Source organism: Plantibacter sp. PA-3-X8, from assembly GCF_003856975.1.
Lineage (GTDB): Bacteria > Actinomycetota > Actinomycetes > Actinomycetales > Microbacteriaceae > Plantibacter > Plantibacter auratus.
In genome coordinates this window covers 3189524-3204334 of sequence record NZ_CP033107.1, presented here as the reverse complement: position 1 = coordinate 3204334, position 14811 = coordinate 3189524, and the positions used below count along the sequence as shown (strand labels likewise).

The 14811-nt window shown below is 66.3% G+C and carries 11 protein-coding genes and 1 tRNA gene; 10 read left to right on the top strand and 2 right to left on the bottom strand.

Annotated features, from left to right (window positions below; translation table 11 throughout):
• Positions 1-8 precede the first annotated feature (8 nt).
• Positions 9-746, top strand: a complete 738-nt coding sequence (gene cmk, locus EAO79_RS15120) for a (d)CMP kinase (protein ID WP_064295487.1) — start codon at positions 9-11, stop codon at positions 744-746.
• Complete coding sequence (gene der, locus EAO79_RS15115; RefSeq protein ID WP_085514417.1) at positions 733-2241, top strand: ribosome biogenesis GTPase Der; 1509 nt, start codon at positions 733-735, stop codon at positions 2239-2241. Before cmk ends, der begins: the two co-directional genes overlap by 14 nt.
• 95 nt (positions 2242-2336) lie before the next feature.
• Here der and EAO79_RS15110 read toward each other — a convergent pair whose 3' ends face one another.
• Entirely contained in the window at positions 2337-2984 is a 648-nt protein-coding gene (locus EAO79_RS15110) for a TetR/AcrR family transcriptional regulator (protein ID WP_164486954.1), read from the bottom strand.
• A gap of 146 nt (positions 2985-3130) precedes the next feature.
• Here EAO79_RS15110 and EAO79_RS15105 point away from each other — a divergent pair, with 146 nt between their 5' ends.
• The 4 genes from EAO79_RS15105 to EAO79_RS15090 all read left to right on the top strand — a co-directional run bounded on the left by EAO79_RS15105 (position 3131) and on the right by EAO79_RS15090 (position 8177).
• A complete protein-coding gene (locus tag EAO79_RS15105) occupies positions 3131-4045 on the top strand; it encodes an NUDIX domain-containing protein (RefSeq protein WP_124769473.1) in 915 nt (304 codons plus the stop codon).
• 100 nt (positions 4046-4145) lie between these two features.
• A complete protein-coding gene (locus tag EAO79_RS15100; protein WP_124769472.1) occupies positions 4146-4634 on the top strand; it encodes an NfeD family protein in 489 nt (162 codons plus the stop codon).
• A 46-nt stretch (positions 4635-4680) separates the two neighbouring features.
• On the top strand, positions 4681-6201 hold the full coding sequence (locus tag EAO79_RS15095) for a flotillin family protein (protein WP_064295482.1): 1521 nt from the start codon (positions 4681-4683) through the stop codon (positions 6199-6201).
• 155 nt (positions 6202-6356) lie between these two features.
• The gene (locus EAO79_RS15090; protein WP_124769471.1) at positions 6357-8177 is read left to right on the top strand and encodes a long-chain-fatty-acid--CoA ligase; all 1821 of its coding nucleotides are present in this window, start codon (positions 6357-6359) and stop codon (positions 8175-8177) included.
• Positions 8178-8255: 78 nt separating this feature from the next.
• On the opposite strand, the gene EAO79_RS15085 is transcribed toward EAO79_RS15090, so the two are convergent.
• Positions 8256-8456 carry a hypothetical protein gene (locus tag EAO79_RS15085; RefSeq protein ID WP_056005177.1) on the bottom strand — a complete coding sequence of 67 codons (201 nt, stop codon included), beginning with the start codon at positions 8454-8456 and terminating at the stop codon, positions 8256-8258.
• A gap of 221 nt (positions 8457-8677) precedes the next feature.
• Here EAO79_RS15085 and EAO79_RS15080 point away from each other — a divergent pair.
• From EAO79_RS15080 to EAO79_RS15065, 4 genes are all read left to right on the top strand, one after another.
• Positions 8678-8754, top strand: a tRNA-Pro gene (locus EAO79_RS15080).
• A 372-nt stretch (positions 8755-9126) separates the two neighbouring features.
• The gene (locus EAO79_RS19560) at positions 9127-9735 is read left to right on the top strand and encodes an HNH endonuclease (RefSeq protein WP_124769470.1); all 609 of its coding nucleotides are present in this window, start codon (positions 9127-9129) and stop codon (positions 9733-9735) included.
• 326 nt (positions 9736-10061) lie between these two features.
• Entirely contained in the window at positions 10062-13712 is a 3651-nt protein-coding gene (locus EAO79_RS15070; protein WP_124769469.1) for a hypothetical protein, read from the top strand.
• Positions 13713-14063: 351 nt separating this feature from the next.
• Positions 14064-14780 (top strand): hypothetical protein, encoded by a 717-nt coding sequence (locus tag EAO79_RS15065; protein WP_124769468.1) that lies wholly within the window; start codon positions 14064-14066, stop codon positions 14778-14780.
• Positions 14781-14811: the final 31 nt, after the last annotated feature.

Below are 14811 nucleotides of genomic sequence, written 5' to 3'. Positions count from 1 at the left end.
GAAGAGACATGACCGAACAGCACCCCACCAGCACCGACGCGTCGACGACGCCGGACGCACCCGTCGTGGTCGCGATCGACGGACCGGCCGGCAGCGGCAAGTCCAGCGTGAGCAAGGCCGTCGCCCGTCGGCTGGGCTACCGCTACCTCGACACGGGCGCTTGGTACCGCGCGCTCGCGCTCCACACGCTCGATGCGGACGTCGACCCCGAGGACTCGGCGGCGGTGATCGGCTCGCTCGACGCGTTCGGTGGCGCCTTCACCGTCTCCCTCGATCCGGACGTGACCGCGTTCACGCTCGGGGATCGCGACGTCACCGACGAGATCAGGGGCCCCCGCGTGACGGCCGTCGTGTCCGCCGTCGCCCGTGTCCCGGAGGTGCGTGCGTGGATCAACGAGACCTTCCGATCCCTCATCGCCGACGTCGACCGCCCGGGCATCGTCGTCGAGGGACGCGACATCACCACGGTGGTCGCACCGGATGCTCAGGCTCGGATCCTGCTCACGGCATCCGAAGCGGCTAGAATGGCCAGGCGTTCAGCGGAATTCGAGAGCCACCCTGCCGGCGACGTCGCGGAACAACTGCAGCGGCGTGATCGGGCGGACTCCAGGGTCGTCGACTTCATGAACGCGGCGGACGGAGTGACCACGGTCGACTCCACGCACATCGACTTCGACGAGACGGTCGACGCGGTCGTCCGCGTCACCGAATCCCTCACAGCAAGGAACTCCCATGGCTCACGATGACGAGCAGTTCGACGGAGGCCCCGACGACCTCGCGGACCGCCTCCAGGACATGGACGAGGAGCTCGCGACCCAGCGGGCCGCGTCCCTCCGCTCCGGCCTGGCCGACTACGACCTCGAGGGCGACGACCTCGACATCCTCGACGGCGCGACGGAGGACCCGGACGAGATCCGCTTCCTGCCGGCGCTGCCCGTCGTGGCGATCGTCGGTCGCCCGAACGTGGGCAAGTCCGCGCTGGTGAACCGCATCCTCGGCCGTCGTGAAGCCGTCGTGGAGGACACCCCCGGTGTCACCCGCGACCGCGTCAACTACAAGGCCGAGTGGAACGACCGTCGCTTCACGGTCGTCGACACCGGTGGCTGGGAGCCCGACGCCAAGGGGATCGACGCGTCTGTCGCGGCCCAGGCCGAGATCGCCATCGACCTCTCCGACGTCGTGATCTTCGTGGTCGACGCCATGGTCGGCGCCACGGCGACCGACGAGCAGGTCGTCAAGCTGCTCCGCAAGACCGGACGCCCCGTCTTCCTCGTCGCCAACAAGGTCGACGACGCCCGTCAGGAGCCGGAGGCCGCAGCGCTCTGGAACCTCGGCCTCGGCGAGCCCCACCCGGTCTCCGCGATCCACGGTCGTGGTGTCGCCGACCTCCTCGACAAGATCCTCAAGGTCCTCCCGCAGGTCTCGGCCGTCGCGAAGGACGAGTTCGGCGGACCCCGCCGCGTCGCGATCCTCGGGCGCCCGAACGTCGGCAAGTCGAGCCTGCTCAACAAGACCGCAGGCGAGGAGCGCGTCGTCGTCAACGACCTCGCCGGGACCACCCGCGACCCGGTCGACGAGCAGATCGAGCTCGGCGGCAAGATCTGGCGCTTCGTCGACACCGCCGGTATCCGTCGTCGCGTGCACCTGTCGCAGGGTGCCGACTTCTACGCGTCGCTCCGCACGAGCACGGCGCTCGAGAAGGCCGAGGTGGCCGTCGTCCTCATCGATGTCACCGAGGTGATCAGCGAGCAGGACGTGCGCATCATCGACCTCGTCCTCGAGAGCGGTCGTGCCCTCGTGCTCGCCTTCAACAAGTGGGACCAGCTCGACGACGAACGCCGGAAGTACCTGGAGCGCGAGATCGAGCAGGACCTCTCGCACGTGTCGTGGGCGCCGCGCGTCAACATCTCCGCGCGGACGGGCCGCCACCTGGAGCGTCTCGTCCCGGCCCTCGAGGTCGCACTGGAGTCGTGGGACATGCGTATCCCCACGGGCAAGTTCAACGCCTTCCTCGCCGAGCTCACGGCGGCGCACCCGCACCCGCTGCGCGGTGGCAAGCAGCCCCGCATCCTGTTCGGCACGCAGGCCGCGAGCCGTCCGCCGACCTTCGTGCTCTTCACGACCGGGTTCCTCGACCCCGGTTACCGTCGTTACGTGATCCGTCGCCTGCGCGAGATCTGGGGCTTCGAGGGCACGCCGATCAACGTCAACATGCGCGTCCGCGAGAAGCGCCAGCGCTGATCCGCCGCGTCCGTCCCTCGGACGGCGACGACGAAGGCCCGGGACCACTCTCCATGGAGTGGCCCCGGGCCTTCGTCGTACTGGTCGAGGTGTGATCAGGAGCGAGCGAGGGTGGATTCGTCGGCGGGCGCCAGGGCGGGCCCGTGTTCGGTCTCGAACGGCCACCAGCTCGGGAGCAGTTCGCGGATGACCTCGAGGAACGACTCGACGTCGCGTGGTGCTGGGGTGTCGAGCCAGACACGGAAGCTCGCGACGGAGCCCGCGGCGACGAAGTGCGCCGCTGATCGCATGAACAGCTCGTGCTGCTCCTCGCTCAGGCATTCGGCGTGGGGGAGGGTGATCGCCCCGCGCTCGAAGATGTCGAGCACGGTGGATGTGAATACCCGGTTGAGCATCGGCTGCAGACTCGCGCCGATGAGGTCGTCGCCGAGACCGACGCGGTAGATGTCGGCGCGCTCGTCGATGTGGCGGAGCGCGGCGACCGTGGCCCGGGTGATCGCCGCCGGGGCGTCGTCCGCGGAGACGGTCGCCAGGTGGGTCATGCTCAGCTCCGTGAGCTCCTCGGCGAGGACCGATTCGAGCAGCTCGCACGGCGCCGCCGCGTGCTGGTAGAAGGTCGATCGGTTGATGCCGGCGCGTGCGGCTATCTCCGAGACGGAGATCTCGGAGGTGGGGCGTTCTGCGGCGAGTTGCAGGATCGTGCGCGCGAGCCGTGCCCGCGTCCGGCGTTGACGTGCATCCATGAGGGTCCTTCGCGTGGGTTCGGTGCGGTGGGCGCGAGCGCGGCCGATGCAATACTGGAGTTCAATATATAACATATTCCGCACGTGCGGTGGAGATGACCCTGGGCAAGGGGGTGGCGCACAGCGTTTCGTGCCAGGCTGGTCCAATGACTGATGCGCATCCTCCCGGCGGCCCCGTCCGGGACGCCGGGGATGCCTGGGTCGAATCCGGGGACGGCCGGAAGTACTGGGGTCGTTTCGGTGCAGCCGGACTCCTCGTGCACGATCGAGCGCGTGGCGTGCTGTTGCAGCACCGGGCCGGTTGGAGCCACTTCGGCGGCACCTGGGGCATCCCGGGAGGCGCGCGTCACCAGTTCGAAAGCGCTGTCGACGGTGCGGTCCGCGAGTCGCACGAGGAGGCGGGTGTCCCCGCCGAGTCGATCGAGCTACGGTTCGACTCCGTGCTCGATCTCGGATTCTGGTCGTACACGACGGTGATCGTCGAGGCGGTCGAGCCGTTCGAACCAGTGGTCTCCGACCCGGAGAGCATCGCCCTCGCCTGGGTGCCGCTCGCCGAGGTCGAGACGTTGCCCCTGCACCCGGGCTTCGCCGATTCGTGGCCGGGCCTGCGGTCGCAGCTCGAGCGCCGCGTCACGGTCGTCGTCGACGTCGCGAACGTCGTCGGCTCACGTCCGGACGGATGGTGGAAGGACCGTGCGGGTGCCGCGCAGCGTTTCGTCGCGCGACTCGTCCGCCTCGCGCACGAGGGACTCGACGCCCAGGCGCTCGACCTCGACTTCAACCGCTGGTGGCCGGCCTACGTCGCCGTCGTCGAAGGACAGGCCCGCGGCGTCCACGCCGATGACGACGTGCGAGAGCCCGGTCACGAGCTGCGGGCGGGCGTCTCGGTCGTCGACGCGGCGGGGAGTGGCGACGACGCGATCGTGGACGTCGTCCGTGGGCTCGACGGCGCGGTCGTCGTGGTCACCTCCGACCGTGAGCTGCGGGAACGCGTCGAGGGTCTGGGCGCGACGACGCGCGGTGCCGGCTGGCTGACGGAGCTGCTCGACGAAGTCAGCTGAGGGCAGCGGCAGTCGCTCCACAGGAGCCTGCAGACCGTCGGCGCCGTCACGGGAGACCGCTTTCCCGCACTCCGTCTGGGTGTTCAGTAGGGTTGGTGCCATGACCCTGTTCATCATCGTCGGCGCCGTCGGTCTCGTGATCGTCCTCATCTCCTTGGTCTTCGGTGAGATCTTCGACTTCCTGGACGGGGCGGTCTCGGCCACCGCGCTCGGGAGCGCGTTCACCGTCTTCGGTGCGGTCGGTGCGATCGTGCTCGCGAACGGGCTGCCCGTCTGGTCCGCGTACGTCATCTCGGCCGTCATCGGTGTCCTCGTGCTTGTCGGCGTCCAGCTGATGATCCGGAGTTTCAAGCGCTCGGAGGACGGCACGCCGAGTTCACCGCTCGGTCTCTACGGCGTCGCCCGGTCGACCATCTCGGCCTCCTTCGGCGAGGTGAGCCTCGACGGTCCGCACGAGATCGAGACGCGCCTCGCCTTCTCCGACACCCGGATCGAGACCGGCAGTCGAATCCGCGTGGTCGAGCTCCAGGGCTCCCGCGTCAAGGTCGAACCCGCATCGGGCGGTGCCGCTGCCGACACGCAGCCCTGATTCCATCCATCCACCAGCACGCCCTCGAGGGGAAGGCACCTGCCCTATGGACTTCATCACCACCAACATCACGGTGATCGCCGTGATCGCACTCGTCGTGGTGGCGCTCGCGATCGTCGCGTTCGTCGCCGGACGGATCAAGCGCGTACCGCCGAACCAGGCGCTCGTCATCGTCGGTCGGGGGGCCGGCGCCAAGACGGGTGAGCCCGATGGCGGGCAGCGCGTCGTCATCGGTGGGCGCGTGTTCATCTGGCCGATCCTGCAGCAGGGCTTCCCGATCTCGCTCGAGCAGCGCCAGATCGGCATCGTCGTGGAGGGCGTCGACACGAACTTCATCAAGGTCGCCATCCAGGCGAGCGTGAACTTCAAGGTGTCCGGCACGCCGGAGGGTGTGCGCCGTGCCGCGCAGCGCTTCCTCTCGCAGCAGGGGTCGCTGACGCAGATCATCCAGCAGTCCCTCGAAGGGTCGCTGCGGTCCATCATCGGCAACATGCCGATCAAGGAGATCATCTCCAACCGCAACGCCCTGTCCGAAGCGGTGGTCGAGGCGACCAAGACGGATCTCGCCGAGCAAGGCCTCCAGGTCGACCTGCTGAACATCTCCGACATCTCGACGCCGGGCACCAACTACCTCGCCGACCTCGGTCGAGCGGAGAACGCACTCGCCCGGCAGAACGCGGAGATCAAGGAGGCCGAGACCGCTCGTGCGTCCGAGTTCGCGCGGATCGAAGCGGCGGAGCAGGTCGCGGAGCGCCAGAAGGCCCTGAGCCTCAAGCAGGCGACCATCAAGGCGGAGACCGACCGCGCGAACGCCGAGGCCGAGGCCTCGGGTCAGCTCGCCACGGCTCAGCAGGACCGCCTGGTCGCGGAGCAGGAACGTGAGGCGCTCGCCGAGAAGGCGAAGGTGGAGCAGGAGCGCCTCGACATCGAGGTGCGCAAGCCGGCCGAGGCCGACGCGTACGCGACGGTCCAGCGCGCGCAGGCGGCCCGAGATGCGGCCAATGCCGCAACGGAAGCCGACGCGTTCAAGCGCAAGACCATCGCCGAGGCGAACAAGGTCGCGGCGGTGCAGGACGCCCAGGCGGCTGCGGAGTCCGTGCGTCTCGCCGGTACCGCTGAGCGCGACAAGCAGATCGCGCTGGCCGAGGGTATCCGTGCCCAGGGTGACGCGAAGGCCTCGGCCGTGGCCGCGGAGGGTCTGGCGGAGGCTGAAGCGATCGACGCGAAGGCGGAGGCGCTGAAGAAGTACGGTGAGGCCGGGCTCGCGTCCGAGATCATCGCCCGTCTGCCTGAGATCACCCGTGCCGTGTCCGAGCCGCTCGGGAACATCTCGAACCTCACGGTCATCTCGACCGAGGGCGCGTCCGCCGTCACGAAGACGGTCGGCCAGGTGGTCAGCGAGGTTCCGAAGGTCGTCAAGGACATCACCGGGCTCGACCTGTCCGCCCTCCTGGGCGGGGTCGCCGGTGGCGCGCTGGGGGAGAACCTCCAGCAGGCGATGTCCGACAACGCGGCTGCGGCCGCGAAGCGTCAGCCGAAGACGCCCGCGTCACCCGACGCCGTCTGAGTCGGCTGGACCATCGGGAGCCGGTCGCCTTCGGGTGGCCGGCTTCTGGCGTTGTTCCACGACTCCTCGGGCGATTCACCGGTGTCGCTTTGGAGCTTGTCAAGCGGTCCGGTCGCATCCCCGGTCGGGCATACGCGCCCGCTTAGGGTGGAGGCATGCGTGCGGTGCGCACGGGTGTCATCTGGAGGATCGTCGTGGACCATCGAGGAAACACAGCCGAGCAGCGCGAGGGCGAGCAGTCGTCGGAGCCGACCGAGGCCGGCGAGGCACAGCGTCAGCGTCTGGCCGAGCGGCCGTGGCTGTCGTCCTACGCCAGTGGCGTGCCCGCCGACATCGACGAGGTCACCGAGACGCTCGTCGACCTGCTCGACACCTCGGTGAAGCGCTTCGGTGATCGCATCGCTCTGGAATTCTTCGGTGCCGAGACGAGCTACAGCGAGCTCGGCGAACAGGTCGCGCGAGCGGCCGAGGGGCTCCGCAAGCTCGGCGTGAAGCCGGGTGACCGCGTGGCGCTCGTGCTGCCGAACTGCCCGCAGCACGTCGTCGCGTTCTACGCGGCGCTCCGGCTCGGCGCGACGGTCATCGAGCACAACCCGCTCTACACGGCTCGCGAGCTGCGGCATCAGTTCGAGGACCACGGCGCGCACGTCGCGATCGTGTGGGACAAGGTCTACGACCTCGTGGCCGACCTCCCGGCCGACGTGATGCGCGGCCGGATCGTGTCCGTCGACATCACTCAGGCTCTGCCGTTGTCGAAGCGTCTGGCGCTCCGGTTGCCGGTGAAGCGTGCGCGCGAGTCGCGTGCGGCGATGACCGCGACCCCGTCGGCGAAGCACGTGCTTCCGTGGGAACGTCTGATCGGCGGACGGAAGCTGTCGAAGCGGGTCGTGCGTCCGACGCTCGACGACACCGCGCTCCTGCAGTACACGAGTGGGACGACCGGGGCACCGAAGGGTGCCATCCTGACGCACCGCAACCTGCGGGCGAACGCCGAGCAGGGACGCGCCTGGGTGCCTGGCCTGAGCGAAGGTGGCGAGGTCTTCTACGGAGTCCTGCCGCTGTTCCACGCGTACGGCATGACGCTGTGCCTCACGTTCGCCATGAGCATCGGGGCGCGGCTCGTGCTGTTCCCGAAGTTCGACCTGGAGCTGGTGCTCACAGCCGCGAAGAAGTCCCCGCCGACGTTCCTGCCGGCGGTGCCGCCCATCTACGACGCGCTGTCGCGTGCTTCGAGCCGCAAGGGCGTCGACCTGACGAGTGTCCGCTTCGCGATCTCCGGTGCGATGAGCCTCCCGGTGTCGACGGTCACGCGGTGGGAGGAGGCGACCGGCGGTCTGCTCGTCGAGGGCTACGGGATGACGGAGTCGTCGCCGGTGGCGCTCGGCAACCCGATCGGTCCGTCGCGTCGGCCGGGCACCGTGGGTGTGCCGTTCCCGAGCACCGAGATCCGCGTCGTCGATCCCGAGAACCCGACGGTGGATCGTGCGGCGGGGGAGTCGGGCGAGTTGCTGCTCCGTGGCCCGCAGGTCTTCCAGGGCTACTGGGGTCGTCCGGACGAGTCGCGCGAGGCGTTGCTCGAGGGTGGCTGGTTGCGGACCGGCGACATCGTGACGGTGTCGGCGGACGGCTTCGTGACGGTCATCGACCGGGTGAAGGAACTCATCATCACCGGCGGGTTCAACGTGAGCCCGTCCGAGGTGGAGGAGACGCTCCTGTCGCACCCGGACGTCGAGTCGGCCGCCGTGGTCGGACTGCCGCGCGACTCCGGTGGCGAGGACGTGACGGCCGCGGTGGTCATGCGTGCGGGGACCGTCTTCGACGCCGGCTCGCTGCGCGACTACTGCCGGACCCGCCTCACGGCGTACAAGGTGCCGAAGCGGGTCGTGCAGCTCGACGAGCTGCCGACGTCGCTCATCGGTAAGGTGCTGCGGCGCAAGGTGCGCGACCAGCTCGTCGCGGATCGCAAGGCCGAGTAGCGGCTGTCCGGGCTCAGGCCCGTCTCTCTCGGCACGTCGTGGGATGCGTCCTGGAGATGCCTCGTCGTGTCGCGGTGGTCAGCCGCGGGACTCGGGGTGCAGCCAGTGGCGCACCACGGGGATGAGCAGTGACAACGCGACGAAGGTGATGGCGCCGCCGATGATGGCGTCGTCGATCGGCGTGTTCCGGCTGACCTGCACGATGCCCGAGACGATCGCCACGGGCAGGGCGGTGAGGGCCGCGACGCGGACCTCTTTCCAGTAGTGGCTGTAGCGCATGGTGGTCCTTCGTCGGGTGACCGGATCGGTCGGTTTGTCTTGTCACGCGGGCGCGGACGAGTCACGGTAGCGTGCCCCGTGCGGGGGCGGGCAGGGGAGACCTCCTACCCGACGAATGCGGCCTGTCTGGGCCGGGCCGTGGTCGCCGGAGCCGTGTCACGGAGCGCTCTCGGAATCCGCTAGACTGTTCGAGTTGTCTTCTCCGCCCGCGGAGATGGCATCGGGCTGTGGCGCAGCTTGGTAGCGCACTTGACTGGGGGTCAAGGGGTCGCAGGTTCAAATCCTGTCAGCCCGACCATGAAGTCCCGGAAACCATCTGGTTTCCGGGACTTTTTCCGTTGGCTCGCAGCGCGGGCAGGTGGTCAGAACCGCTCCTCGTGCGCCGTTCGACCCGCTTCAATCACGGGGACGCGCTCGCCGGCCCACTCGGCAAGCGCCACCGCATGGGGAATGAGCGACTGCACCGAATACCTCGTCTAGGACGTGCCCGACAGCTACTTCACCGCGCGGGTCGTGATAGCCGTTGCCGAAAGCGGCGACATGTTTGTTTCCGGCGCCACCAGCGACGGCTAATACTCATCTTTGGTGATCGGGCCGCACATCCCAGGAGGCGAACGGCTTCAAGGCCATTGTTCAGCCACACTTTCCAAGTCGACGGCGTGCTGTGTGCATGGCGTCGCGAGCGCATTACGGACCGACAGCCCGACGGCGTGGACTACTTCTTCTGGGAGTGCTGTGCCGCCGCCCCGTCGATTCGCCGCGCTATCCTGCGCCGACGCACTCGGCTCGCTACCGAGCGGAAATGGATCGTCGACGCCGAGTCAGCAGCAACGCGGCGAAGCATGAGCGGAAGGCGCGGGAGGAGGCGGCCATCGAGCGATTCGACCAGTGGGAGGTGTACGAGCGAGACCATTGGCTTTGCGGTATCTGCGGACAGCAGGTCGACCCCGAAGTGCTCGATCCCGACGCTACGAGCGCGAGCTTGGACCACGTCGTGCCGCTGTCGAGAGGCGGAGATCATACGCGTGACAACTCAGTGCTCGCTCACCTGATCTGCAACATTCGCAAGTCGGTGAACAGAGATCACGCATACGTGCGTCCGCTGGCGGGGAAGCGAAGTGGACAATCAGGTAGGAGAAGACCTGCAACCCCTGCTAGAGCTAGAGAGCCGAGACACATCAGGATACGAGAAACTCGCGGTCAACAGGGGTGGGGTCCTGATGCTGGCATCACAGGCCAAGGAGCCCGGAGGTGCCCCACGTGGGGAGTGGGGGACTGAAGTGAAGTTGGTGATGTGCGAGATGGACGATTCCCACGACATGATGCTTGGCATCGCCAGTGCGTCTTCCGCCCAAATGATGCAGCACTCGGATCGCGACGCCTGTTGCGAGCGTCACTCAACACCTAGCCCTTGTCACTTGCATGGCCCGGACTGTGGCCGGTGCCGCGACTAGGCTTGGTCCATTCAGAACGGAGGACATCGTGTCGCATGGACTGCCGCATCTCGCCGACGCGACGGATCTCGACCGATGGGCCGATACCAGGTCTGCCCAGGCCGACCTGCCCCGCCTGGTAAGACGCCTGATCCGCGCCGAGAATGATCAGGTGCAGCGGGTGGAGATGCGCGGGGGCGAGGGGGTCGGCCTCCCCGGCTACGACGGTTTCGTTGAAGCCGGCCGTGCGACGTCCTTCGTGCCCGAGGGCGAGAGCGTGTGGGAGATGGGCGTTGGTGGCGACCCCGCGGCGAAGGCTCAGAGCGACTACCGGTCAAGGAGTGATGACCCCCAGGGGATCGACCCCGCGGAGCACACTTTCGTCTTCGTCACCCCGCGGCGGTGGGACGCTAAGAAGGACTGGGAGCAGCGGAAGCGGGAGGAGGGAGTCTGGCGGGACATCCGGGTTCTCGATGCCGACGACATCGAGCAGGCGCTTGAGGTCTCGCCTGCAGTTCAAGTCTGGTTGTCGGAGTTGCTCGGCCTGGGACCGCTGGGAGCAATGTCGATCGAAGATTGGTGGGGGAGGTATTCCCGAGGGTTTGACCCGACGCTGACCCCAGCTGTCGTCCTCGCCGGTCGTGCGGATCCGGCCGCTGCCCTCGTTCGTCGCTTAGCCGAGGATGTTGGCCGGACCTACATCCGCGCAGCCAGCGTCGATGACGGCCTGGCCTTTGCCGCGTGCTCGATGATGGCGGTCGGGCCGGAGTACGCGGAGCCGATCCTCGCACGGTCTCTGCTCGTGCACGATGGCCCAACTCTCATCAGATTGGACCGGACGTCCAGCCTCCTGATTCTTTTGCCATACGAGGAGGGACTGCAGCGAGAAGCCCACCTGGTCGAAAACCATCACGTGGTTTTCGTGGTCACCGACCCAGGCGGCGACGTCGACATCGAGTTGCCGCCGCACGACCACCTGGCGCTTAAACAGGCACTCGCAGAAGTCGGAGTCCCGGCCGAGAGTCTCGCCCGATACGTCCGAGCGGGCACGAAGAGCCTGGAGGCGTTGCGCCGCGTGGCGACGCGCTTTGGTCAGCGCGACCCAGGGGAATGGGCGACGGATTTGGCGAACCGCGGCGTTCGACGGGCGTGGCTCGCAGGAGGCTGGAGCCAGTCCCGGAGCGGCGACAACGAAGTACTCACAGGCCTGTGCGAGGACGAGCCGGAAGACCTGGACGAGCGCCTTCGGCAAGCCCTCCGTCGGCCCGACCCACTGTTCACAAAGGTTGGTTCGACGTGGGCCGTTGCGTCCCCTCAGGATTCGTGGCGAACGGCCCGCGGACTAGTCAGCGATGGCGACCTGGATTCCTTGGAACGGGCTGTTCAGACCGTTCTCGGGGCTGTAGATCCGCGACTCGAACTCGCGGCAGAGGACAGGTGGGCCGCCGCCGTGCATGGCAAGACGCCGGTGCACTCTTTAAACCTGCGAAAGGGATTGGCTCGGACTCTCGCCTTACTGGGCGCGCGTGGCGACGATGTCCGCCTGGCCGGAGGGCGGTCGGCTCGGGAATGGGCCGAGCGCGTTGCCTTGAGCCTATTTACTCGTGCGAACGAGGACGTGGAGGCGCAGTTGTGGACGTCGATTTCCGACGTCTTGCCTCTGTTGGCAGAGGCAGCTCCGGACGCGTTCCTCCGAGCCATCTCGGAGGCCACACAGGGGGACGACCCGCTCGCCAAGCGATTCTTCCAGGACACCGATGACCGCTGGAATGTGAGCAGTCCACACTCCGGATTGCTGTGGGCGATTGAGGAGATTGCTTGGTCGGAGCAGCACATGGCGTATGCCGCTGAGACTCTCGCAGCATTAGCTGAGATCGACCCTGGCGGTCGCCTGAGCAACCGACCGAGTGGGAGCCTGCAAGCGATCTTCAGGTCCTGGTCACCCCAGACGTCTGCCTCGCTCGATGCTCGTATCCAGACGTTGGAAAGCCTGACTCGACGCCACCCAGGCGTCTCGTGGGATCTCCTGCTCTCGCTGTTTCCGAGCACCTCTGAGTTCGGCATGCAGAGCCATACTCCCGAATTTCGCGAGTGGGCGTCCGAGACCACACCTGCGACGCGCGCTGATCTTCTCGCGACGCTGGAAGCGGCAGGGGCGCTCCTCCTTAGCTTCGCCAAGGCTGACCCCGCGCGCTGGGAGCAGATCGTCCCGAAGTTCGATCGACTTCCGCCGGATGTTCGAAACGAAGCGATCGCAGCCATGTCTTCGCTCCCTGTAAACGAACTAACTGCCGAGCAGAGCACTGCGTTGTGGGAGGCGCTGAGCAGCTACGTGAGACACCAACGCGAGTACGCCGATGCTGAGTGGTCATTGTCTGAGGAGTGGCTCGGACCGCTCGCGGAGGTTGCGCAGAACCTGACTCCGGCCAGGCCGTCAGACATGACCCGATGGCTGTTCGACGATTGGCACCCCGACATCGGCATACCTGCCGACGAACTCCGTGCGTACGACGCTGCCTTGAGCGAGCGACGCGCAGCAGGAATCGCACAGGTTTTCGCCGAGGAAGGCTTGGAGGGCGTTCGCCGACTCGCCGCCTCGGTTGAGCTTCCATGGGCAGTTGGGTCAGCCTTGGCCAAAGCCACCGATTCTGTCGATGCCGATGTGATCGGGGAACTCGACAGCGAAGACCGGGCCGCGGTTCAGTTTGCCGAGGGGTTCGTCCGTCGTCGCCTACGCGGCTCGATCGACGACATTCGCCCTTGGGTCGACCAGTTCGAATCAAGACCGCTACTCCAATCTCGCCTTCTTCAGTCCGCAGATGATGTGTCGGCTGCCTGGGACACGCTGCGGCACTACGACGAGGCGGTGAGCAACGCGTACTGGTCAGAGTTTTCGCCCTACGGCCGTGGCGAGGAGTTCCCCTACATCAACGAAGCAATCCAGAACCTCCTTGAGCACGGACGTGCAGCCATCGCCGTAGACGCGCTCAGCATGTATGCCGCACGGCACGAGGGCGCGGTTGACGAGGTTCTGGTGATCAAGGCGCTTCAGGAGTTCGGCACTCGCGACGACCCTGAGGCGCGACGCGTCTCCGCCTACGACATCTCCCGACTGCTCGCGTTCCTGAAGCACCGCGGTGTGGATGAGGGTCAAATCGCGCTCTTGGAGTGGCGCTACTTGCCACTGCTTCAGCGTGACGCCGAAATGCCTGCACTTCAGCGTTTGCTCGCCAAAGATCCTCGGACGTTCGTCCAGATGATCGAGATGGTCTTCAGGCCCGCCAGCGCGAGGAACGAGGAGCAGGTCGAGAAGCCGTCTGAAGATTCCAACCTGGCGTCGAATGCGTTTCGCCTTCTTCGTGAGTGGAAGGTTGTTCCTGGAACGAATGACGAAGGCGTCGTTGAGGCAAACGCCCTCCGTAAGTGGCTAGAAGGCGCGCGTGAGTTGCTTGCAGAAGCCGACCGCACCGAGATCGGAGAACTGCAGATCGGGGAGGTCTTCGCACATTCACCTGAAGACCCGGACGGAACGTATCCTGCGCTGCCAGTTCGCGACATTCTGGAAGACGCACCTGACGAGCGTCTGGCTCGGGGCTTCTCGATTGGGGTCTACAACAAGCGAGGGGTCACATCTCGCGGGATGACTGAAGGCGGGCAGCAGGAATACGACCTGGCTAACAAGTACTCGGCGTGGGCGGAGGCAGTGCAAGCCTCACACCCGCGCACCGCAGCCACTCTCCGTGACATTGCCGAGACGTACCGCGACGAAGGAAGAAGGAACGACGAGGAGGCACGTCGATTCCTGGAAGGGATGGACTTCTAGGCGTTGTTCTTTCGGAGTTTCCGAAATCTGAGCCGAACGGACCTTCCGAGATCCGGAAGGTCGCACGGTAGGGGTACTTCGCTCCGACTAACATAAGAGCGAATTGCCCAATTCTTGTAGGTTGGGGGGTGTACCCCCCCCCCCCCCCGAAGATGTGGACCAAAGCGCTAGACGGCGACACATTGATCTCGGCTCATCGAGAGCCCGTTCTTGTCCTCTGAGGCTGACTAGACCAGCACAGCTTTCTTGGCCCTTCCAACGTCTGTCTGCGCATGGCAAGGTAGTCATGAGGCGCATCAGCATGCTGGACAATCCGCTTGGCACGGAAGTGCTTCGAGTGAAGGGGGACGGATGACAGTGGGGCCGGCGCGCACGGTTGTAGCCCTTCTCGAGAAGCTTCACACCGCGTTCTCAGGCTTCAACACCGCCTTCAATGAGGGTCAGTACGTCCTCTGGTTGGGTTCGGGCATCTCGCGCGACAGGGTAAAGAACGTCGCTGAATTGCTCACCAGCGTCGTCGAACACCTTCGGGTGAACATTGACATCGGCGACGACGACTGTGAATACCGGACCGCGCTCAACGAAGTGTTGCGACTCGCCGCCTTGCGACGTGAGGAGCTGGACACCCTCGACTTCTCAACCACATTCACGAGTTGGCCCTTGCGCGAGCGAATCGTCTCGACACTCATAACGAACTACTCGCAGGTGCTTGACGTTTCGGTGGGTGACTCGAATCCTGACGACTACCTGGTGTGGACCGCGCTCGATGTTCCCAACACCTACGGGGCACCGGACCTCGTTCCGGACGTCGAGCATTACTGCATCGCCATTCTCATGTTGGAGGGGCTCGTTTCGTCTGCCGTTACTGCCAACTGGGATGGACTTCTGGAGAAAGCCTTGGCTGAACTGACGCCGGCGTTCGAGTCCCGAGTTCGCGTTGCTGTAAAACCCGATGACTTCCGTAACGCGGGGCCCTCGATCGAGATCATCAAGTTCCACGGCTGCGCGGTTCGCGCCCGAGATAATCAGGGCGAGTACCGGCAACTCCTAGTTGCGCGCGAGTCGTAGATTTCGCGTTGGACTGAGCAGCCGGAGAATC